This window comes from Achromobacter sp. 1011791174 (assembly GCF_059760925.1).
This window is the reverse complement of the sequence record NZ_JCBANH010000081.1, coordinates 1-21,797: the sequence shown is the minus strand read 5'-3', so window position 1 is coordinate 21,797 and position 21,797 is coordinate 1. Positions and strand designations below refer to the sequence as shown.

The following is a 21,797-nucleotide window of genomic DNA, read 5'->3' as shown; positions in this document are numbered from 1 at the left end:
GGCGCCAACTTCCATGAATGCCTCCGATCTGTACGCCTTGGGCGAGCGGTTCAACCAGAACCGGACCCTGTTGTGCTTCAACGGGCCGATCTCCCGCAGCCTGATCGAAGAAATCGGCAACGCGCTGAAGAACTACCTGAATGTCGAGCACGCCCGGCCGGCGGAGGCCATGGACGTGTTCTCGGTCTATATCGAAATGATCCAGAACATCCGCCAGTACGCCGCCCAGAACGGCGACACCGACGCCTGCGCCACGGTGGTCATCGGCCGCCGCGACGAAAGCCGTTACGTGGTGTCGGCTGGCAACCTGGTGCGGATCGAGGACGGCAACGCCCTGGTGGCGCGCGTCCAGGAGCTGGCTGCCCTGGACAAGGCCGAGCTCAAGGCCGCCTACAAGGCGCAGCTTCACAAGCCCCGGGCCCAGGGCGTGGCCTCGGGCGCGGGCCTTGGGCTGATAGACATCGCCCGGCGCTCGGGCGCGCCGATGGAGGCCAGCCTGACGCCGGCCGCCGGCGAAGGCACGGCCTTCTTCAGCCTGAGCGCGGTGATCTGAACGCCGCCATGCCCACGGATTCCCAATTGAACAGGCCCCATGCGCTGGACCCAGCCGCCCGCGTCCGCGACGGGGCCCATCGGAGCTATTGATGAAAGACCTGAACATTCCCGGGACCCAGTCCACGCCCGCCATCACCGCGGATCCGGCGCGGGGCCTGCTGACCATGCGCGGGGATTCCTATCCTGAAAACTCGTTCGAGCTGTTCGGTCCGGTGATCGAGTGGGTGGAATCCTATCTGCTGGAAGCTAGCGCGCCGCTCAACCTGGAACTGGAACTGCTGTACCTGAACACCAGCAGCATCAAGTCCATGATGGACATCTTCGACGTGCTGGAATCCGCCCACGGCAAGGGCCGCCAGGTTGGTGTCACCTGGTTCTACGACATGCGCAACGAGCGCGTCGGCGAACTGGCCGAGGAATTCAAGGAAGACTGCACCTTTCCCTTCTCGGTTATCGGCCGCCAATGAAAGCAGGCAACGCCGACCTGGACCAGCGCATCGCCGAGTTGTTGGCGGATCCCGCCCATGCCGGGCATCCGCTGCGCGAGGCATTGGAGGCGCTGTGGCGCCATACCGCCGACCAGATGGCGCGGATCGAGCGCGTGACCCAGTTGTCGGATGCCTACCAGACCATGGCGCATGAGCGCGAGATCGGCCTGTGCGACCGTTTCGACCGGCAATTGCGCCGGCTGACCCGCATCGCCCGCATCTCCGATCATTACCAGAGCATGATGCGCGACCTGAACGCCGCGCTCGAGGAAACGTCCAGCCGCGACCCGCTGACCGGCCTGTTGAACCGCCGCGCCCTGATGGAGACGATCAAGCAGGAGGTGCAGCGCGTCGCGCGCGGCGGCCAGCCCTTCGTCGTGGGCATGCTGGACGTGGATCATTTCAAGGCGGTCAATGACCGCTACGGCCACGAGGCCGGCGACCGCGCCCTGGTCGAGCTGGCCAGGGTGCTGCGCCACGGCCTGCGCGAGTACGACCTGTGCGGCCGCTGGGGCGGCGAGGAGTTCCTGGTGCTGCTGCCCAATACCGGGCCGGAGGCGGCGCAGGCCGTCATGGACAGGCTGGTCGGCGAGGTCCGCGCCATGGTCATCGACGTGGGCGGCGAGGCGCTCAGGCTCACGGTCAGCATCGGCATGTCGTGCCATCAGCTGGGAGAGACCTTTTCAGAAACGCTCAGCCGCGCGGACCAGGCCCTGTACCTGGCCAAGCAGGACGGACGCGACCGCGTCGCCCTTGGATATACCCCCGGCGCTGAATGACTCCGGAACTGCTGTATTCCGGTATTGGAGCCTCATATGCTTGATTCTCATCTGGGCGTTCCCGACGCGGTTCCAGAAGCGGACGCGTGGCGAACGGGCAGCTACCTGGCATCGATGGATCGGGCGCTGCTGCTGTTCGACTTCGACCCGGCCGGCTCCGTGTTGAGTACGAATGCGAATTTCCTGGCGGCCATGGGCTACGCCAGCGACGAGGCGCTGACCCTGCGCCACGACATGCTGTGCGACAGCATGGACGAGGGCAAGGGCATCGCCAGCGCCGAACAGATCTGGGCCCGGCTGCGCCGCGGCGAACACTTCTCCGGCACCTGCCGCTACCGCCGCCGCAATGGCGGCGCGCTGTGGATCGAGGCCACCTACCTGCCGCAGATCAATCCGGCCGGCGAGGTCGAGCGCATCTCGGTCGTCTCGCGCAAGTCCATCGCCGACGCAGAGCGGCAGGAAGAGGTGCGCCTGCTGCTGCTGGGCATCAACGAGACCGGCAACGCCGTGGCCGTGTCCGGCCCGGACGGTCGCATCGTCTACGTCAACGAGGGCTTTCATCGCATGCTCGGCTTCGGCCGCGCCGACGCGGTCAATCAGGAGCTGGGCGAACTGCTGGCCGGCGGCCGGCCGGATGGCGGCACGCGCGAAGAGCTGGATCGCCGCATCGCCTGCCGCGAGGGCTACCACAAGGACGTGCTGGTCTACGATCGCGCCGGCAAGCCGCTATGGGTGTCTGTCATGGCCAACTCCGTGTTCGACGAGCGCGGCACGCTGGTCAACGTGGTGGATGTGCTGACCGATATCACCCCGACCAAGGTGCATGAGGTGCTGCAGCGCCGCGTGCTGCAGGCCATGGTCAACGAGGCATCTGTCACCGAAGTGATGAACATGGTGTGCCGCGAGGTCGAACGCCTGGCGCCCGAGGTGCTGACCACCGTGCTGCGGGTGGACGATGCCGGGCGGCTGCGGCCGCTGGCCGCGCCCAGCCTGCCGCCGGCGTTCAGCGACGCGCTGGACGGCGAGCCCATCGGTCCGCAATGCGGCGCCTGCGGCACTTCCGCCTTCCTGGGCCGGCCGGTCATCGTGCCGGATATCGCCACCGATCCGCTGTGGGACGGCTATCGCCACCTGCCGCTGCCGGAGGACATCAAGTCCTGCTGGTCCTCGCCGATCAAGTCCAGCGATGGCCGCGTCATCGGCACTTTCGGCTTCTATTTCCGCGAGCGCCGGCTGCCCGACGACTTTCATCACCGCCTGGTGGATGTCTGCGTCTACCTGTGCGCGCTGGCGCTGGCGCTGGAGCGCGAGGAAGCGCGCGCCCGCATCCGCCAGCTGGCCTTCTACGACGAATTGACCGGGCTGCCCAACCGCAATCTGTTGCTGGCCCAGTCCGAGCAGGCCATCGCCCGCGCCGAGGCCGAGCGCAAGCGCGTGGCGGTGCTGTTCCTGGACCTGGACCGCTTCAAGCAGGTCAACGACACGCTGGGGCATCCCATCGGCGACGCGCTGCTGCGCGAGGTCGCGCTGCGGCTGCGGCGGCTGGCGCGCGCCACCGACATCGTCGGCCGGCTGTCGGGCGACGAGTTCGTCATGCTGCTGCCCGATTTCGAGCATGGCCGGCTGACCGCCGCCGCCGAGCACATCCTGGTGGCGCTGGCGCAGCCCTTCGGCGTGGGCGGCATCACGCTCAATCCCTCGGTCAGCATCGGCATCAGCGTCTTCCCGGAAAACGGGCGCGACATGGACACGCTGCTGCGCCACGCCGATATGGCCATGTACCAGGCCAAGACCGCCGGCCGCAACCGCATCTCCTTCTTCAGCGCCGAGATGAACCGGCAGGCGCAGGAACGCCTGGCGCTGGAGGCGGCCCTGCGCGATGCGCTGGAAGGCCGCGCGCTGCGGTTGCACTACCAGCCGCAGGTCGGGCTCAGGAACGGCAGCCTGTACGGCGTCGAGGCGCTGGCCCGCTGGCGCCATCCGACGCTGGGCGAGATCTCGCCGGCGCGCTTCGTGCCGCTGGCCGAGGAATGCGGGCTGATCGGCGACCTGGGCGACTGGGCGCTGCGCGAGGCCTGCTCGCAGCTGGCGACCTGGCGTCACAACGGCCTGCGAGTGCCTTCGGTGTCGGTGAACCTGTCGGCCACCAACTTCCACAATCTGAACCTGCCCCGGATGATCGCGGCGACGCTGGCGGAATTCGGCCTGGCGCCGGGCGACCTGATGCTGGAAATCACCGAGGGCGTGGTGCTGGACGCCACCGCCGGCACGCTGCGCACCATCGCCGAGCTGCATCGCCTGGGCGTGCGCCTGTCCATGGATGATTTCGGCACCGGCTATTCCAGCCTGGGGCACTTGCGCCGGCTGATCGTCGACGAGCTCAAGCTGGACCGCAGCTTCGTGCAGGGCCTGGAGAGCGACGACGCGGCGCGCGCGCTGACCAGCGCCGTGATCCGCATCGGCGAGAGCCTGAGCCTGCCCGTCGTGGCCGAGGGGATCGAGAACGAAGAGCAGCGGCGCTTCCTGATCGAGCAGGGCTGCGCGGCGGGGCAGGGTTTCCTGTTTTCGCCGCCCTTGCCGGCGAACGACCTGGAGCAGTGGCTGCGCGGTCGGTACTAGCGGCAGCTTGAACGCAAGGGCGGGCCTGGTCCCGCCCTTGTGCCGTTCCCGCCAGGCAGCGCCCCTCGGGGCGCAGGGCCCGGCGCCCCTTCACGCCTTCCCGACGGGTTGCCGGTCGCGGCAATTCGTCCCCATTTGATATCCGGACTAGTCGCTTTCCCCATTTGCGATAGGTCAATTTCGGGTATATATTTCAAGCCTAAACTATCCAGACCTAAATATCTGCGGCCCCCGCTCCTGCACACCCAGAGCGCCCGTCGCACACCATGGAGTGCATACGGAAATGAAAATAGTCTGCATCGGCGGCGGTCCCGCCGGCCTGTATTTCGGTCTGCTCATGAAGTTGCAGGATCCCGCCAACGAAGTCACGGTGATCGAGCGCAACCGCCCATATGACACCTTCGGCTGGGGCGTGGTGTTTTCCGACGCCACCATGCAGAACCTGCGCGAGGCCGATCCGGTGTCCGCCCAGACCATCGGCGACGCCTTCAACCACTGGGACGACATCGACATCCACTTCAAGGGTCGCAGCCTGCGCAGCGGCGGCCATGGCTTCATCGGCATCGGCCGCAAGAAGCTGCTGAACATCCTGCAGGCGCGCTGCGAGGAGGTGGGCGTCAAGCTTGTGTTCGAACAGTTCATCCAGGACGACCAGGCCATCGCGCGCGAATATGACGCCGACCTGGTGATCGCCTCGGACGGCATCAACAGCCAGGTCCGCACCCGCTACGCCGACACCTTCCGCCCCGACATCGACCAGCGCAACTGCCGCTTCGTCTGGCTGGGCACGAAAAAAGTCTTCGACGCCTTCACCTTCGCCTTCGTGCAGACCGAGCACGGCTGGTTCCAGGCGCACGCCTACCGCTACGAAGACGGCATGTCCACCTTCATCGTGGAAACGCCCGAGGAAACCTGGCAGGCCGCCGGCATCGAGCAGATGAGCCAGGAAGAGGGCATCGCCTATTGCGAAAAGCTGTTCGCGCCCTGGCTGGACGGCAATCCGCTGGTGAGCAACGCCTCGCACTTGCGCGGCTCGGCCATCTGGATCCGTTTCCCGCGCGTCATCTGCAACACCTGGGTGCACTGGAACACGCTGGACACCGCCCGCGGCGAGCGTCGCGTGCCGGTGGTGCTGATGGGCGACGCCGCCCACACCGCCCACTTCTCCATCGGCTCGGGCACCAAGCTGGCGCTGGAGGATTCCATCGAGCTGGCGCGCTGCCTGAGCGGCGCCGAAGGCAGCGTGGAACACGGCCTGAAGCACTACGAGGAAGTGCGCAGCGTGGAAGTGCTGAAGATCCAGAACGCCGCCCGCAACTCCACCGAATGGTTCGAGAACGTCAAGCGCTACGCCGGCCTGGAGCCGGAGCAGTTCGCCTACTCGCTGCTGACCCGCTCGCAGCGTATTTCGCACGAGAACCTGCGGCTGCGCGATCCGGCCTGGCTGGAAGGCTTCGAGCGCTGGATCGCCGAGCGCGCCGGCGCGCCGGCCCCGGCCGGCCAGCGTCCGGCCATGCCCATGCTCACGCCCTACCAGGCGCGCGGCGTGCGGCTCAAGAACCGCATCATGGTTTCGCCCATGGCCATGTACTCCTGCCAGGACGGCGTGCCGGGCGATTTCCACCTGGTGCATCTGGGCGGCCGCGCCATGGGCGGCGCCGGCCTGGTGATGGTGGAGATGACCTGCGTTTCGCCCGACGCGCGCATCACCCCGGGATGCCCCGGCCTGTGGAATGACGAGCAGGCGCGCGCTTTCACCCGCATCGTGGACTTCGTGCACGGCAACAGCGACGCCCGCATCGGCGTGCAGATCGGCCATGCCGGCCGCAAGGGCTCGACCCAGCTGGGCTGGCAGAAGATCGACCATCCGCTGGCCGAAGGCAACTGGCCGCTGCTGTCGGCCTCGGCGCTGCCCTATATCGAGGGCGTGTCGCAGACGCCGCGCGCCATGACGCGCGCCGACATGGATCAGGTGCGCGACAACTTCGTGGCCGCCACCCGGCGGGCCGTCGCCGCCGGTTTCGACTGGCTGGAGCTGCACTGCGCCCACGGCTATCTGCTGTCCAGCTTCATCTCGCCCCTGACCAACCAGCGCGACGACGAATACGGCGGCAGCCTGGAGAACCGGCTGCGCTATCCGCTGGAAGTGTTCCACGCGGTGCGCGCCGCCTGGCCCGAGGACAAGCCCATGTCGGTGCGGATCTCGGCGCACGACTGGGTCGAGGGCGGCATCACCCCCGACGACGCGGTCGAGATCGCGCGCCGCTTCAAGGCCGCCGGCGCCGACATGATCGACTGCTCGTCCGGCCAGGTCAGCAAGGCCGAGAAGCCCGTCTACGGCCGCATGTTCCAGACGCCCTTCGCCGACCGCGTGCGCAACGAAGCCGGCATTCCCACCATCGCCGTGGGCGCGATCTTCGAGGCCGACCACGCCAACGCCATCATCGCGTCCGGCCGCGCCGACCTGTGCGCGCTGGCCCGTCCGCACCTGGCCGACGCGTCCTGGACGCTGCGCGAAGCCGCCCGCGTGGGCTATCGTGACGTGACCTGGCCCAGCCAATATTTCGCCGGCAAGCGCCAGCTGGAAACCAACTTCGAGCGCGCCGCCGCCATGGCGCAACTGGACGTCAAATGAGTGAACTTGCATTGCCCCTGGCGGGCCGCCATGCGCTGGTGACGGGCGGCGCCCGAGGCATCGGCCTGGCCTGCGCCCGCGCGCTGCTGGCGCGCGGCGCCCGCGTCACGCTGCTGGGCCGCGATGGCGCGGCGCTGGACAGCGCCGTCGGGGGGCTGGCGAGCCTGGGCCAGGCCCAGGCCGTCAGCGCCGATATCGCCGACGAAGCCTCGGTGCGGCAGGCCTTCGCGCAGGCCGAGGCCGCCTTCGGCCCGGTGCACATCCTGGTGAACAACGCCGGCCAGGCGGTCAGCCAGAAGTTCGAGCGCACCGACGCCGCGCTGTGGCAGAACATGCTGGCGGTCAATCTGACCGGCACCTTCCACTGCGTCCAGGCGGCGCTGCCGGGCATGCTGGCGGCGGGCTGGGGCCGGGTGATCAACGTCGCCAGCACCGCCGGCCTGATCGGCTACGCCTATGTCAGCGCCTATTGCGCCGCCAAGCACGGCGTGATCGGCCTGACGCGCTCGCTGGCGCTGGAAACCGCGAGCAAGGGCGTGACCGTGAACGCGGTCTGCCCCGGCTACACCGAGACCGACATCGTGCGCGGCGCCGTCGCCAACATCGTCGACAAGACCGGCATGACGCCGGATGCCGCCCGCGCCAAGCTGGCCGAGCGCAACCCGCAGGGCCGCCTGGTGCAGCCCGAGGAAGTGGCCGAGACGGTCGCCTGGCTGGCCCTGCCGGCCAGCGCCTCGATCAACGGCCAGGCCATCGCCGTGGACGGCGGCGAAGTGATGACCGGCTGAGCCGGCGCCCACCCCTTGCATACAGAAACGGAGACACCATGAGCACGCAGACCGAAGAACACAGCATGAAGCACCACAAGCGTCCGCTCGCCGGCTACCAGGCGAAGACGTTCCTGTGGCAGGTGTCTGCGGACGGCAAGGTCGCCACCATCACGCTGAACCGGCCCGAGCGCAAGAATCCGCTGACCTTCGATTCCTATGCCGAGCTGCGGGACCTGTTCCGCGCGCTGGTCTACGCCACCGACATCAAGGTCGTGGTGGTGACGGGCGCGGGCGGCAATTTCTGCTCCGGCGGCGACGTGCACGAGATCATCGGCCCGCTGACCAGGATGAGCATGCCCGAGCTGCTGGATTTCACGCGCATGACGGGCGATCTGGTCAAGGCCATGCGCGCCTGCCCGCAGCCCATCGTGGCTGCGGTGGACGGCATCTGCGCCGGCGCCGGCGCCATGATCGCGCTGGCCTCGGACATGCGCCTGGGCACGCCGGCGGCGCGCACCGCCTTCCTGTTCACCCGCGTCGGCCTGGCTGGTGCCGACATGGGCGCCTGCACGCTGCTGCCGCGCATGATCGGCCAGGGCCGCGCGTCGGAACTGCTGTACACCGGCCGCGCCATGACGGCCGAAGAAGGCGCCAGCTGGGGCTTCTTCAACGCGCTGCACGATGGCGCCGGGCTGCTCGACGCCGCCCAGGCGCTGGCCGCGCAGCTGGCCGCCGGCCCGACCTTCGCCCATGGCGTGACCAAGAAGCTGCTGCACCAGGAATGGAACATGGGCGTGGACGAGGCCATCGAGGCCGAGGCCGAGGCTCAGGCGATCTGCATGCAGACGCGCGATTTCCATCGCGCTTATGAAGCGTTCGTCGCCAAGCAAAAGCCGATATTCGAAGGAAACTGAAGAGAGAGGCCCACCCCCGAGCGCTACGCGCTCCCCCTCCAGGGGGCGCTGCTGCGGACCGGCAAAGCCGGCTCCGCGCAGCCGCGATTGAGCCACACCTGTTTTTAGCGATGCAGATGCCGCGTAGCGCTACGGAGAGTTGATATGAGAGATGCAAGCTGGCTGGATTGGCCCTTTTTCGAGGAACGGCACCGCGTCCTGGCGCACGAGGTCGACGCCTGGTGCGAGCGCTCGCTGGGCGAGGTCGATCATCACGATGCGGACGCCGCCTGCCGCAAGCTGGTCAAGGCCATGGGCGAGGCTGGCTGGCTGCGCTACGCGGTCGCCGGCGGTCCTGGCGGCGCCTGGGGCGGCGCGTTGCCCGAGGTTGATTCGCGCTCGGTCTGCATCCTGCGCGAAACGCTTGCGCGCCATGAAGGGCTGGCGGACTTCGCCTTCGCCATGCAGGGCCTGGGCAGCGGCGCGATCTCGCTGATGGGTTCCGATGCGCTGCGCGCGCGCTACCTGCCGCGCGTGGCGCGCGGCGAGGCCATCGCCGCCTTCGCGCTGTCCGAACCCGAGGCCGGTTCCGACGTGGCCGCGCTGGCCTGCGAAGCCCGGCTGGACGGCGACGCCTATGTGCTCAACGGCGCCAAGACCTGGATCTCCAACGGCGGCATCGCCGACTTCTACTGCGTGTTCGCGCGCACCGGCGAGGCGCCGGGCGCGCGTGGCATCAGCGCCTTTGTCGTGGACGCCGACACCCCGGGCTTCGAGGTCAGCGAGCGCATCGACCTGATCGCCCCGCACCCGCTGGCCACGATCACTTTCGACAACTGCCGCATCCCCGTCGCGCAGCGGCTGGGCGAGCCGGGGCAGGGCTTCAAGCTGGCCATGATGACGCTGGACATCTTCCGCGCCTCGGTGGCGGCGGCGGCGCTGGGCTTCGCCCGTCGCGCGCTGGACGAGGGGCTGGAACGGGCCAGGTCGCGCCGCATGTTCGGCCAGACCCTGGCCGACCTGCAGCTGACGCAGGCGGCGCTGGGCGACATGGCCACCGCCATCGATTCCTCGGCGCTGCTGACCTACCGCGCCGCCTGGATGCGCGACGTGCAGAAGCAGCGCACCACGCGCGAGGCGGCGATGGCCAAGATGACCGCCACCGAATCGGCCCAGGCCGTGATCGACCGCGCGCTGCAGATGTTCGGCGGCGCGGGCGTGGTCTCCGGCATGCCGGTGGAAAAGCTGTACCGCGAGATCCGGGCGCTGCGCATCTACGAGGGCGCCACCGAAGTCCAGAAGTTGATCATTGCCCGTGAACTACTGAAATCCTGACGGACGCCGCAGAGCGCCCGCGGGACCAGGCCACGCCACCAAACCACACAGCACAGACGGCAAGGGGTTTTCATGGAAACATCCGCCCACATCGACACTTTCGCCCGGGACAACCTGCCCCCGGGCGAGCTATGGCCTGAATTCCTGCTCGACGGCCCCGACGTGGCCTATCCCAAGCGCATGAACTGCGCGGTGGAACTGGTGGACGCCATGGTCGAACGCGGCCATGGCGAGCGCGTGGCGTTGCGCTGGTCCCAGGAGGGCAAGCCCGCGGCCATGACCTACGGCGAGCTGGCGGCGCTGACCAACCGCATCGCCCATGTGCTGGTCGAGGACATGAAGCTGGTGCCGGGCAACCGGCTGCTGCTGCGCGGCCCGAACAATCCCATGATGGCGGCCTCCTGGCTGGCCGCCATCAAGGCCGGCCTGGTCACCGTGCCCACCATGCCGCTGCTGCGCGCCAAGGAACTCAAGCAGATCATCGACAAGGCGCAGATCCAGGCGGCGCTGTGCGACGTGCGCCTGAAGGACGAGGCCGAGTTCTGCCTGCAGAAGGACCATGAACACCATTGCGCCGGCCTGCGGCAGGTCGTGTATTTCAACGACCAGGGGCCGGCCTCGCTGGACGCGCTGGCCGCGACCAAGGCCGACGATTTCCAGGCCTGCGACACCTCGGCCGACGACGTCTGCCTGATCGCCTTCACCAGCGGCACCACCGGCGCGCCCAAGGGCTGCATGCACTTCCATCGCGACGTGCTGGCCATGTGCGACCTGTTTCCCAAGCACGTGATCAAGCCGGGACCGGACGATGTGTTCTGCGGCACGCCGCCGCTGGCCTTCACCTTCGGCCTGGGCGGCCTGCTGTGCTTCCCGCTGCGCGTGGGCGCCAGCACGGTGCTGGCCGAGAAGCTGTCGCCCGACAGCTTGCTGCAGCTGATCCAGGATTTCCGCGCCACCATCGTGTTCACCGCGCCCACCTTCTATCGCCAGATGGCGGCGCTGGCCGGCAAGTATGACCTGTCCTCGCTCAAGAAGAGCGTGTCGGCGGGCGAGGCCCTGCCCGACGCCACCCGCCAGCTGTGGAAGCAGGCCAGCGGCCTGGAGATGATCGACGGCATCGGCGGCACCGAGATGATCCACGTGTTCGTGTCCAGCCCGCCGGACGAGGTGCGGCGCGGCGCCATCGGCCGCGTGGTGCCGGGCTACATCGCGCAGATCGTGGACGACGACATGAATCCGCTGCCCAACGGCACCGCCGGCCGGCTGGCCATCAAGGGCCCCACGGGCTGCCGATACCTGGCCGACGAGCGCCAGCGCCGATTCGTGCAGGCTGGCTGGAACCTGCCGGGCGACACCTTCGTGCAGGACGACGACGGCTATCTCTTTTACCAGGCGCGCAACGACGACATGATCGTGTCGGCGGGCTACAACATCGCCGGTCCCGAAGTCGAGGACGCGCTGCTGCGCCATCCGGCCGTGGCCGAGTGCGGCGTGGTCGGCGCGCCCTGCGACGAACGCGGCCAGGTGGTCAAGGCCTTCGTGGTGCTCAAGCCGGGCTTTGAACCGGGCGATGCGCTGGTGGCCGAGCTGCAGGCCTTCGTCAAGGCCAATATCGCGCCTTACAAGTACCCGCGCGCCATCGAATTCGTGGATGCGCTGCCGCGCACCGAGACCGGCAAGCTGCAGCGCTTCGCGCTGCGCAAGATGGCCTGAGCGGCGACAAGGCAAACAGGAGCCAACATGGGAAATCCGTTCGTCAGCCAGGTGGAGGTGCGGTTCCGCCATTGCGATCCGGCCGGCATCGTGTTCTATCCGCGCTATTTCGAGATGATCAACGATTTCGTCGAGGAATGGTTCGACAAGGGCATGGGCCTGCCTTTCCATGCGCTGCACGTGGAGCGCCGGATCGGCACGCCCACGGCCTCGGTGCAGTGCGACTTCACCGCGCCCAGCCGCTGGCATGAACGGCTGCGCCAGACGCTGGAGGTGCAGCGCATCGGCGGCGCCTCGTTCAAGGCGCTGGTGCGTTTCGAAGGGCCGGACGGGCAGTTGCGGCTGTCGGCGACCCTGACCATCGTGACCGTGGACTTGCGCAGCATGAAGTCCACGCCCCTGCCCGACGATCTGCGCGAGCGGATGCGGGCCTATCTGGCGCCCGCCGCCTGAGCGCGCGCCAGCCTTACTTCACTGAGTTTTTTTGATAATAGGATGAGACGTTATGAAGATTCTGCAACCGCCGGATTGGATGGCGCCCCGTGGCTATTCAAATGGAATCCTCGCCGAGATGACGGTGGGCAGCAAGCTGGTGTTCGTGGGCGGCCAGGTCGGCTGGAACGGACAGCAGCAATTCGAGTCGGATGACCTGGCGGACCAGGTGCGCCAGACCCTGGCGAACATCGTCGCCATCCTGGCCGAGGGCGGCGCCAAGCCGGAGCACATCGTGCGCATGACCTGGTACGTCACCGACAAGAACGAATACGTGGCGGCCTATCCGGCCATCGGCAAGCACTACCGCGAACTGATCGGCCGGCATTTCCCGGCCATGACGGCGGTTGAGGTCGCGGACCTGGTCGAGGACCGCGCCAAGGTCGAGATCGAAGTCACGGCCGTCGTGCCGGCCTGATCCTGTTCAACGCGCCGGGCGGCCTGTCGCGTCGGCCCGGCGGTCCGGGCTCCGGCCGTCCGCCGTCCCGCTTACCGGGCCGGCATCCGGCACCGAATGGCGGGTGCTGGAGCCAGCGCGGGCCGCGCGTCCGCGATCACTGCGCCAGGCGCAAGGTCTGCCTGGGCAGTTCGCCGAATCTTTCCTTGTAGTACTCCGAAAACCGGCCCAGGTGGCCGAAGCCCACCGCCAGCGCCGCCTCGGTGACGTTGGCGCAGGCGCCGTCCAGCAGGCGCTGGCGCGCCGCGTCCAGCCGCAGCGCGCGCAGCGCGTTCATGGGCGTGGTGTCGCGGTGTTCCTGGAACAGCCGGGTCAGCGCCGTGTCGCTGGCGCCGGCGTGGCGGGCGATGTCCTTGAGCGTCATGGGCGTGGCCAGGTGCGCGCGCATATAGGCCTCGGCCAGCGCCAGGCGGCGTGGCGGCGTGGCCGCCGGCCCGCCGCGCCAGGTGTTGGGCTGGTTGTACAGCAGGTGCAGCACCAGCGTGTCCTCGAGCTGGTCCAGCCAGGCGGCCGGCGGGCGCGGCGCGCCGTCGTCCAGCGTGGGCAGCAGGTGGATCAGGCCGCCCATCATGCTGCGCCAGGCGGCGCCCACCGGGTTGTCCAGCCGCAGCGCGGGGCTGAAGTCCAGCGGCCGCAGCGCGGCCTCGCCGAAGGCGCGCTGGCCGATGGCGTCCAGCTTGCCGCGCGGGATCTTCAACAGCAGTTGTTCGCAGCCGGCTTCCCAATGCAGCCGCAGCGGCCGGTTGGGCGCGATGACCGCGGCACAGGCCGGATCGGCGTCCACCCGGACGCCGCCGCATTCGATGCGGGCGCGCCCGCGCAGCGGCACCTGCACCAGCATGAAATCCTGCAGTTTGTCGGGTTCGATCTGGACTTCGGCGCCGTAGCGCAATGTACAGACCGTCAGCGCGCCGAAGCGGCCGCGGTTCAGGCGCGCGTCGACCCGTCCGCCTTTCCAGGTCAGCCGGTGTTCCTTGAGGGTTTCCGAGACGAGCGCACGCGTCTCGTCCTGTTGCGTGGAGCTGAACACGCGCCGCTCGAACAAGGGCGCCAGCTCTAGGGGGGACCAGCCGCGCATGGATGCCTCCGGAACGCGGGACACCCCGCCTGCGCATCCAGAATAATTTAAAGGTCAAGGATTGGGAATTAAGTGAATCCCGGATAAAGCCGCCGCTTTTCGGATAGAGCGGGGCGGTCGGGCGGCCTACGCTAGCGCAAGCGGCCTGGGATCCCGCGCGGGCGGGCCCGGGTTGGTGCGTGGCGCGGCGGCGCGTAAGCTGGCGATTCCTGGCGAGCGGCATGCGCGGACCGCGGCAGACGGATTCTGCCAGTCTGACGCCGGCGGGGCCGGCGCGACAAAACGGGGTGATTCATGAATCGCAATCTCTGGGGCCGGCGCGCGCTGGCCATGCTGGTGTGCATGGGAGCGGCGGCGGGCGCCGTGGCGGCGGACAAGGTCAAGGTGGGCATGTTGACCACCTTATCGGGTCCGGGCGCGGCCCTGGGCAATGAAATCCGCGACGGCTTCAATCTGGCGCTGCAACATACGGGCGGCAAGCTCGGCGGTCTGCCGGCCGAGGTGGTGGTGGCCGACGACCAGCAAAAGGCCGACGCCGGCCGCCAGGCCGTCGAGCGCCTGCTCAAGCGCGACAAGGTCGACGTGATGACCGGCATCGTGTTCTCGAACGTGCTGCTGCCGGTGATGCCCGCCATCCTGCAATCGGGCACGATCTACCTCAGCACCAACACCGGCCCCGAGAACTACGCCGGCGCCGGCTGTAACCCGAATTTCTTCGCGGTGGCCTGGCAGAATGAGGACATTCCGGCGGCCATGGGCAAGTACGCGGCCGACCAGGGTTACAAGCGCGTGGCGCTGATCGCGCCCGACTATCCCGGCGGGCGCGAATCGCTCAACGGCTTCAAGCGCCTGTACAAGGGCGGCCTGTCCGAAGAGATCTATACGCAGCTGGGTCAGCTGGACTACGGCGTGGAGATCACCCGCCTGCGCGCCAGCAAGCCGGACGCGGTGTTCTTTTTCCTGCCGGGCGGCATGGGCGTGAACTTCATCAAGCAGTTCAATGGCGCCGGACTGGGCCAGGAGATCGCGCTGCTGGCGCCGGGCTTCTCGGGCGACGAGGACACCATCGCCGCCGTGGGCGAGCCGATCAAGGGCTTGCGCAACACCGCGCAATGGGCGGCGGACCTGGACAATCCCGCCAACCGCAAGTTCGTCGAGGATTTCAAGAAGACCTACAAGCGCATGCCGACGCTGTACGCCTCGCAGGGTTACGACGCCGCCATGCTGCTGGACAGCGCGGTGCGCCAGACCGGCGGCAAGCTGGACGCGGACACGCTGCGTCCGGCGCTGCGCCGCGCCGATTTCAAGTCGGTGCGCGGCGATTTCAAGTTCAACCGCAACCAGTATCCCATCCAGAACTACTACCTGCGGATCATCGAGGCAGGCGCGGACGGCAAGCCGGCGAACAAGCTCTCGGGCACGGTGCTGACGCAGTACCAGGACCCGTTCGCCGCATCTTGTCAAATGGAGTAGACCCACCCCCGAAGCGCTGCGCGCTTCCCCCTCAAGGGGGCGCCGCAGCGGACCGGCGGAGCCGGCTCCGCGCGGCCTGGGTGAAGTGGCATCGGCTTATGCGGGGCGAGTGGCTTGCTGGCCTCGTTTGAACATGGAAGGAGAGATACATGAGTGTGAACGTGACGACCCGGCGGATACGCATCGCCGCGCATGATGGCGGCGAGTTCGAGGGCTATCTGGCCGTGCCGGCCTCGGGCAGCGGCCCCGGCCTGGTGCTGTGCCAGGAGATATTCGGCCTGAACGGCTTCGTGCGCCAGACCGCCGAGCGGCTGGCCGAGGAAGGTTATGTGGTGCTGGCGCCGGATCTGTTCTGGCGCCAGCAGCCCGGCATCGAACTGACCGACGGCCCGGATGACATGCCGCGCGCTTTCGCGCTGTACCAGGGTTTCGACGAGGATCTGGGCGTGCGCGACATCGGTTCGGCCGTGGCGGCGCTGCGCGCGCTGCCCGAGTTCAAGGGCGGCGTGGGTGCGCTGGGCTACTGCCTGGGCGGCAAGCTGGCCTATCTGGCGGCCTGCCGCTGCGACGTGGACGTGGCCGTGGGCTACTACGGCGTCGGCATCGAGAACAGCCTGGAGGAAGCGTCCAGGCTGCGTGGCCGGCTGGTGCTGCACATCGCCGAGCGCGACGGCTTCTGTCCTCCCGAGGCGCGCGAGCGCATCCTGGCGGCGCTGGGCGGCAAGCCCGGCGTGGAGCTGTACGTGTATCCGGGCCTGGACCACGCCTTCGCCCGCACCGGCGGCGCGCACTACGACAAGCCCGCCGCGATGATGGCGCACCAGCGCAGCATGGCGGCCCTGCAACGCGCGATCGGGCCGGAGTTCGACTACTCGCATCTGTGGGACAAGCACTGCGAATACGAATTCGGCACCCGCGACGTGGCCGCCACCATGGCCACCATGGTGGCCGAGCCCTATGTGAACCACATCCCCACCATGACCGGCGGCGTGGGCCACAAGGAGCTGTCGCGCTTCTACCAGCATCATTTCGTCAACAGCAATCCGCCCGACACGCGGCTGGTGCCGCTGTCGCGCACCGTGGGCGCCACGCAGATCGTCGACGAGCTGCTGTTCTGCTTCACCCACACCACCGAGATCGACTGGATGCTGCCCGGCGTGCCGCCCACCGGCAAGTACGTCGAGATCCCGCTGGTGGCGATCGTGAAGTTCCGTGGCGACAAGCTCTATCACGAACACATTTATTGGGACCAGGCCAGCGTGCTGGTGCAGGTGGGCCTGCTAGACCCGCAGGGCTTGCCGGTGGCTGGCGCCGAGACCGCGCGCAAGCTGCTGGACGAGACCCTGCCGTCCAACACGCTGATGGCGCGCTGGCGCGAGAGCGAGAACAAGTAGGAGATGGACATGGCATACAGCGAAGAGCAATTGGCCGCGATGGTGCGCGGCGACAGCGTGCACCGTGGCGTCTATACCGATCCGGCGATCTTCGATATGGAGATGGAGCGCATCTATGGCCGCGCCTGGATCTACGTGGGACATGAAAGCCAGGTGCCCAGGACGGGCGACTATCACACCACGCGCCTGGGCGATCAGGACGTGCTGATGGTGCGCGCGGCGGATGGCCGCGTGCACGTGCTGTACAACCGCTGTCCGCACAAGGGCGCCAAGGTGGTGGCGGACGGCGAGGGCTGCGCGGGCAAGTTCTTCCGCTGCCCGTACCATGCCTGGACCTTCAAGCTGGACGGCAGCCACCTGGGCGTGCCGCTCAAGCAGGGCCTGGAAGGCACGTCCTATGACCCGGCCGACCCCACGTTCTCGATGCGCCGCCTGGCGCGGGTGGACAGCTACCGGGGGTTCGTGTTCGCCAGCCAGTCGGCCGAGGGCCCGGCGCTGGAGGACTTCCTGGGCGGCGTGCGCTCGTCCATCGACAATCTCTGCGACCGCTCGCCGGTGGGCGAGGTTGAGGTGGCCGGCGGCGTGTTCCGCGTGATGCAGCGCTCGAACTGGAAGGTGTTCTACGAGAACCTGCACGACACCATGCACGCCCGCGTCACGCACGAGTCCTCGTTCGCCGCCGCGCGCGACGAAGCCAAGGAAATCGGCGAGATGCCGTTCGAGCTGCACATCATGGACGGCAACGGCGAGCCCTACGAATTCTGGGAAAAGCTGGAACTGCGCGCCTATCCGAACGGCCACGGCTATATGGAAGGCATCTTCAACCCCGGCGCGGCCGAGCGCGATCCGATTTCGCGGGCGCACTTCGAGACGCTGGCGGCGGCCTATGGCGAGGACAAGGCGCGCCAGGTGCTGGGCATGAACCGGCACAACACCGTGATCTACGGCAGCGGCTCGCCCCATACCGTGTTCCAGCAGTTCCGCGTGATCCGGCCGGTGGCCGTGGACCGCACGCTGATCGAGATCCAGACCTTCCGCTGCAAGGGCGCGCCGGACGGCGTGTTCAAGCGCGCCATGCTGTACGCCAACGTGATCAATTCGCCGTCCTCCAACGTCATGCCGGACGATATCGAGCTGTACAACCGTTGCCAGGAAGGCAATGCCACGCGCGGCGGCGAATGGGTCAGCATGCACCGCTACCACGGCACCGACCGCAGTGACGAGCAGGGCATGGTGTCGGTCAACGGCACCAGCGAATTGCCCATGCGCAACCAGTTCCGCGCCTGGCGCGACTACATGCAGGCCGGCCCCGTGACGCTGGCATCGGCCGAGAAGGGAGAAGGCGCATGCTGCTAGACCTGGATTTCGACGTCGCTACCGACAATCTCAAGCCGGCGGACGTGCCGGCCGAGGCTTATCATCGCATCGCCCAGTTCCTCTACCGCGAGGCGCGGCTGCTGGATGAGCGGCGCTACGCCGACTGGCATGCGTTGTGGACCGAGGACGGCATGTACTGGATGCCGCGCGTGCCGGGGCAGAAGAGTCCCTACGACCACGTTTCGCTGTTCTGGGAAGACCGCATGCTGCGCGATGTGCGCATCCGCCGGTTGGAGCATCCGCGCAACTGGTCGCAACAGCCGCCGACGCGCAGCGCGCGGCTGGTCGGCGGGGTGCAGATCGAGGGCGTGGACGCGGGCGGCAACCTGGTGGTGCATTCGGCCTTCCAGATGACCGAGTGGCGCAAGCGCCAGCCGCGCCAGCTGGCCGGACGCTACACCCACAAGCTGGCCGCCGACGGCGACGGCTGGCGCATCCGCATGAAGCGCGTGGATCTGGTCAATTGCGATGACGCGCATGACGCGTTCGAGGTGTTCGTGTGAGGGTATGCCTGTATACGCCGCGCGGCGCCGGCCCGGCTTGCGGGAGCCTGCCATGAGCGCGGCCGACGTGGCCGTGCTGGCCCTGCATTATCAGAACGACGTGCTGCATCCGGAAGGCAAGATCCGCGTCGGCCTGGACGGCGACGGCGGCACGCGCCAGCGGCTGCTGCGCGGCGCTTCCGACCTGCTGCGCGGCGCGCGCATGGGCGGCCTGCCCATCGTGCATGTGCGCATCGCCTTCCGGCCCGACTACGCCGACCTGCTGGCCAACTGCGATATCTTCCGCAACGTGGCGGCCATCGGCGCGGTGCCGGAAGGGCAGTGGGGCAGCGCGTTCTACGAAGGCCTGCAGCCGCTGGCCGGCAGCGCGCGCGAGTTCGTCGTCAAGCACACGCGCATCAGCGCCTTCTACGGCACGCCGTTGGAAGAGACGCTGCGCGTGCTGGGCGCGCGCCGGCTGGTGGTGGCGGGCGTGGCCACGCACTCGGTGGTCGAGGGCACGGTGCGCCACGCCGCCGATATCGGTTTCAATGTGATGGTGGCCGAGGACGCCTGCGCCTCGGCCGACCCGGCGGTGCACGATGCGTCGCTGGCCAGCATGCGGCTGATCGCGCAGACCGGCTCGGTGGCCGAGGCCATGCGCTGGGCGGCCGCGCACTGAACAAGGATACGTCATGGATTTCAAGGGCTTTCCCGGCCTGGCCGGCAAGACCGCCATCGTCACCGGCAGCACGCAGGGGCTGGGCGCGGATATCGCGCGCGGGCTGGCCGCGGCTGGCGCCAACGTGGTGCTGGTCGGCCGCAATGCCCCGGCCGGCCAGGCGCTGGCCGATGAGCTGCGCGAACGGGCGCTGTATTGCGAGACCGACATCGGCCAGGACGCGCAGATCGAGCGCTGCATCCAGGCCGCGCTGGCGACCTTCGGCCGGATCGACATCCTGGTCAACAACGCCTGCCAGTACGCCGACCAGGGCCTGGCTTCCAGCCGCGAGCAATGGCATGCGACGCTGGACACCAACCTGGTGTCGGCCGCGATCTTCACCCAGCTCGTCGCGCCCAGGCTGCCGCGCGGCGGCGTGGTGGTGAACATGGGCAGCACCGGCGGCAAGTTCGGCGCGGCCGGACGCGCGATCTATCCGGCGTCCAAGGCGGCCTTGCTACAGATCACCAAGAACTTCGCGGTGGAACTGGCGCCGGCCGGCGTGCGGGTGCTGGCGGTGTCGCCGGCCTGGACCTGGTCGCCTTCGGTCGAACAACTGGCGGGCGGTTCGCGCGCGGCGGCCGACGCCGTGGGCGCGCATTTCCATCCGCTCGGGCGGGTGGGATCGGGCGAGGAGATCGCGGCGGCGGTGTGTTTCGCGTGCTCGGACGCGGCGTCGTGGATGACGGGGGTGGATATCCCGGTGGACGGCGGCTTTTCGGTGCTGGGGCCGGATCGGGGGATTTCCCCGCGCGCGTGGTTCCGCGAGCTGGCGCCGGGCCAGGACGGCGGCGCGGACGGCGCCTGAGCGCCAGGGACCGGCCGGCGACGGCGAGGTCGCCGGACCGCGCGGCCGGGGGGGCGCGGAACGATCCGCATCGCCCGCCCTCGCCGGATTCAGCGGATGACGATCTCGCCTGCTTCCAGCGCGGCCTTGCCGCCAACCTGGTCTTCCAGGAATTCCTGCATCTTGTTGCCGATCTGGATCTTCACGCCGCTGCAATAGCGCCGGCTGGCCGTGATGCTGGCTGTGTGGATCGGCTGCAGGTCGCGCACCAGCTGGGCCTCTTCCTCTTCCAGCGAGACCAGGTCGCGGCCCAGTTTGGCGTGGGTGTTGCGCGCGCGGTCGACCACGTCGCCGGTGGCGCGCTCGGGGTGCGAGTGCAGGAACAGCAGCAGCTGTTCGAGCTTGGCCTTTTCCTCGTTCATCTTCACGCGCTTGCGCGTCAACGCCGTGCGCTTGATGTCGGCGTGCGGGTCCAGGCCCGCCTGCACCAGCGTGGGCACGCCGGCGGGCGAACCGATGGTGCCGGCGCGCACCGCCTGCAGGGCGCGGATCTGGCCGCCCATGATGGCGGTCTGCTGCGCGTTGGCGGCGCCCACGTTGACCGCGCCGCCGGCGGCGATGCTGCATTGGCGGATCTCGCGCTCGACCTCGACGTTCTGGCCGGCGCTGATGATGGCGTTCTCGATGAAGCGGGCCTTCAGCTCGCCGCCGCAGACGATGTGCGCGGTGCGGGCGGGACCGGACGCATCCTGCATCGCCTCGGCCATGCCGATGATGCCGCCCTTGACCGTGACGTTGCCGCCGGCCTCGACCAGCGCCGCTTCCATGGTGCCGTTGACGACCACGTCGCCGGTCACGCGCACTTCCATGGTGGCGCTGATGTCGCCCCGGACCTGCAGCGAGCCTTCGAAATTGATGTTGCCGGTGGTCAGGTCCACCGCGTCGACTTCGACGACCGGATTGACCTGCACGCCCTGGTTGATCAGCTTGGGGCTGCCGGCGATCGCCGCGCGCAGCAGCAGCGGGTCGTCCGGATCGATCTCGACGCCGGACATGTCGCTGGAGAATTGCGTGTCGGCCATCTCGTCGGGCAGCACGGGCTGGCCCAGCACGTCGCGGCCATCGATGCCGGGCAGCGGCGGAATGCGGCGCATGAGCGGCGTGCCCGGCGTGACCAGCAGCAGGCTGCCCAGGTCGCGGTAGTCCACCTGGGCCAGTTCGTCGATTTCCTGGGCGCGCGGCTTGAGCCGGTCCAGCAGGCTTTCGAAGCGGGTGGGGGTGCCGCGCGTGGGCGGGGTGCCTTGCGCCACCAGCAGGGTGCCGGTGCGACCCTGTTCGACGGCCTCGGCCAGTTCCGTTTCCAGCAGGCCGTGGACGATGCCCTGGTCGGCCAGCGCCTGGCGCACCGTCTGCAGCGCGACGGGACGGCCGCCCTTGGGCGGCAGCAGGGTGATCATGGCCGCCATGCGGTCGGCGCTCAGTTCCAGTTCATAGGAGCCGTCCTGCACCTTGCCGATCGTCCCCTGCACGGGCGCGACGGCGTCCCGGCACATGTCGATGAAGGCGATGACGGCGTGGTTGTCCAGTGCTTCGGTGGTCCAGCCCTGTTCGGCGGCGGCGGCGGCCAGGCTGTCCCAGTTGGGCAGGTCGCTGGCCAGGGCGGCGTCGCCGGCGCGTTCGGCGTCTTCGTCCGAGGCGTCGGCGTCCTCGTTCGCGTCGCTCTCGCCGGCGGGGAGGGCGGTTTCGGCG

General features: G+C 68.5%; 19 protein-coding genes. 17 read left to right on the top strand and 2 right to left on the bottom strand.

What is annotated here, in order from left to right; translation table 11 throughout:
- Window positions 1–13: 13 nt before the first annotated feature.
- The 11 genes from siaB (at window position 14) to AC6LJ5_RS22945 (ending at window position 12,697) form a co-directional block, all read left to right on the top strand.
- Window positions 14–553, top strand: a complete 540-nt coding sequence (gene siaB / locus AC6LJ5_RS22995) for a biofilm regulation protein kinase SiaB (RefSeq protein ID WP_103272296.1) — start codon at window positions 14–16, stop codon at window positions 551–553.
- 91 nt (window positions 554–644) lie between these two features.
- Entirely contained in the window at window positions 645–1,022 is a 378-nt protein-coding gene (gene siaC / locus AC6LJ5_RS22990; RefSeq protein WP_498141721.1) for a biofilm regulation phosphoprotein SiaC, read from the top strand.
- Window positions 1,019–1,822, top strand: a complete 804-nt coding sequence (siaD, locus tag AC6LJ5_RS22985; RefSeq protein ID WP_498141720.1) for a biofilm regulation diguanylate cyclase SiaD — start codon at window positions 1,019–1,021, stop codon at window positions 1,820–1,822. Before siaC ends, siaD begins: the two co-directional genes overlap by 4 nt.
- Before the next feature lie 36 nt (window positions 1,823–1,858).
- Window positions 1,859–4,441 (top strand): sensor domain-containing protein, encoded by a 2,583-nt coding sequence (locus AC6LJ5_RS22980; RefSeq protein WP_498141719.1) that lies wholly within the window; start codon window positions 1,859–1,861, stop codon window positions 4,439–4,441.
- A gap of 283 nt (window positions 4,442–4,724) precedes the next feature.
- On the top strand, window positions 4,725–7,076 hold the full coding sequence (locus AC6LJ5_RS22975) for a bifunctional salicylyl-CoA 5-hydroxylase/oxidoreductase (RefSeq protein WP_103272300.1): 2,352 nt from the start codon (window positions 4,725–4,727) through the stop codon (window positions 7,074–7,076).
- Window positions 7,073–7,864 (top strand): SDR family NAD(P)-dependent oxidoreductase, encoded by a 792-nt coding sequence (locus tag AC6LJ5_RS22970; RefSeq protein ID WP_392409214.1) that lies wholly within the window; start codon window positions 7,073–7,075, stop codon window positions 7,862–7,864. Before AC6LJ5_RS22975 ends, AC6LJ5_RS22970 begins: the two co-directional genes overlap by 4 nt.
- A gap of 38 nt (window positions 7,865–7,902) precedes the next feature.
- A complete protein-coding gene (locus tag AC6LJ5_RS22965; protein ID WP_103272302.1) occupies window positions 7,903–8,760 on the top strand; it encodes an enoyl-CoA hydratase family protein in 858 nt (285 codons plus the stop codon).
- A gap of 144 nt (window positions 8,761–8,904) precedes the next feature.
- The gene (locus tag AC6LJ5_RS22960) at window positions 8,905–10,074 is read left to right on the top strand and encodes an acyl-CoA dehydrogenase family protein (protein WP_392409213.1); all 1,170 of its coding nucleotides are present in this window, start codon (window positions 8,905–8,907) and stop codon (window positions 10,072–10,074) included.
- A gap of 72 nt (window positions 10,075–10,146) precedes the next feature.
- Entirely contained in the window at window positions 10,147–11,787 is a 1,641-nt protein-coding gene (locus tag AC6LJ5_RS22955) for an AMP-binding protein (protein WP_392409212.1), read from the top strand.
- 27 nt (window positions 11,788–11,814) lie between these two features.
- Window positions 11,815–12,240 carry an acyl-CoA thioesterase gene (locus AC6LJ5_RS22950; RefSeq protein ID WP_103272305.1) on the top strand — a complete coding sequence of 142 codons (426 nt, stop codon included), beginning with the start codon at window positions 11,815–11,817 and terminating at the stop codon, window positions 12,238–12,240.
- A gap of 52 nt (window positions 12,241–12,292) precedes the next feature.
- Window positions 12,293–12,697, top strand: coding sequence for a RidA family protein (locus AC6LJ5_RS22945; RefSeq protein ID WP_103272306.1), 405 nt, complete (start codon window positions 12,293–12,295; stop codon window positions 12,695–12,697).
- Between the two features lie 136 nt (window positions 12,698–12,833).
- Here the strand turns inward: AC6LJ5_RS22945 and AC6LJ5_RS22940 are convergent, their stop codons facing one another.
- The gene (locus tag AC6LJ5_RS22940; RefSeq protein WP_392409210.1) at window positions 12,834–13,814 is read right to left on the bottom strand and encodes an AraC family transcriptional regulator; all 981 of its coding nucleotides are present in this window, start codon (window positions 13,812–13,814) and stop codon (window positions 12,834–12,836) included.
- A gap of 294 nt (window positions 13,815–14,108) precedes the next feature.
- Here AC6LJ5_RS22940 and AC6LJ5_RS22935 point away from each other — a divergent pair, with 294 nt between their 5' ends.
- The 6 genes from AC6LJ5_RS22935 to AC6LJ5_RS22910 all read left to right on the top strand — a co-directional run bounded on the left by AC6LJ5_RS22935 (window position 14,109) and on the right by AC6LJ5_RS22910 (window position 20,069).
- The gene (locus AC6LJ5_RS22935) at window positions 14,109–15,287 is read left to right on the top strand and encodes an ABC transporter substrate-binding protein (RefSeq protein WP_103272308.1); all 1,179 of its coding nucleotides are present in this window, start codon (window positions 14,109–14,111) and stop codon (window positions 15,285–15,287) included.
- Between the two features lie 149 nt (window positions 15,288–15,436).
- Entirely contained in the window at window positions 15,437–16,681 is a 1,245-nt protein-coding gene (locus AC6LJ5_RS22930; RefSeq protein WP_498141718.1) for a dienelactone hydrolase family protein, read from the top strand.
- A 9-nt stretch (window positions 16,682–16,690) separates the two neighbouring features.
- Complete coding sequence (locus AC6LJ5_RS22925) at window positions 16,691–18,037, top strand: aromatic ring-hydroxylating dioxygenase subunit alpha (RefSeq protein ID WP_103272310.1); 1,347 nt, start codon at window positions 16,691–16,693, stop codon at window positions 18,035–18,037.
- Entirely contained in the window at window positions 18,028–18,561 is a 534-nt protein-coding gene (locus tag AC6LJ5_RS22920) for an aromatic-ring-hydroxylating dioxygenase subunit beta (RefSeq protein ID WP_103272311.1), read from the top strand. Before AC6LJ5_RS22925 ends, AC6LJ5_RS22920 begins: the two co-directional genes overlap by 10 nt.
- 52 nt (window positions 18,562–18,613) lie before the next feature.
- Window positions 18,614–19,222, top strand: coding sequence for a cysteine hydrolase family protein (locus tag AC6LJ5_RS22915; protein WP_103272312.1), 609 nt, complete (start codon window positions 18,614–18,616; stop codon window positions 19,220–19,222).
- 13 nt (window positions 19,223–19,235) lie between these two features.
- A complete protein-coding gene (locus tag AC6LJ5_RS22910) occupies window positions 19,236–20,069 on the top strand; it encodes an SDR family oxidoreductase (RefSeq protein ID WP_103272313.1) in 834 nt (277 codons plus the stop codon).
- Between the two features lie 89 nt (window positions 20,070–20,158).
- Here AC6LJ5_RS22910 and AC6LJ5_RS22905 read toward each other — a convergent pair.
- A partial coding sequence (locus AC6LJ5_RS22905) for a flagellar assembly protein A (protein WP_498141717.1) occupies window positions 20,159–21,797 on the bottom strand: 1,639 nt, incomplete at its 5' end.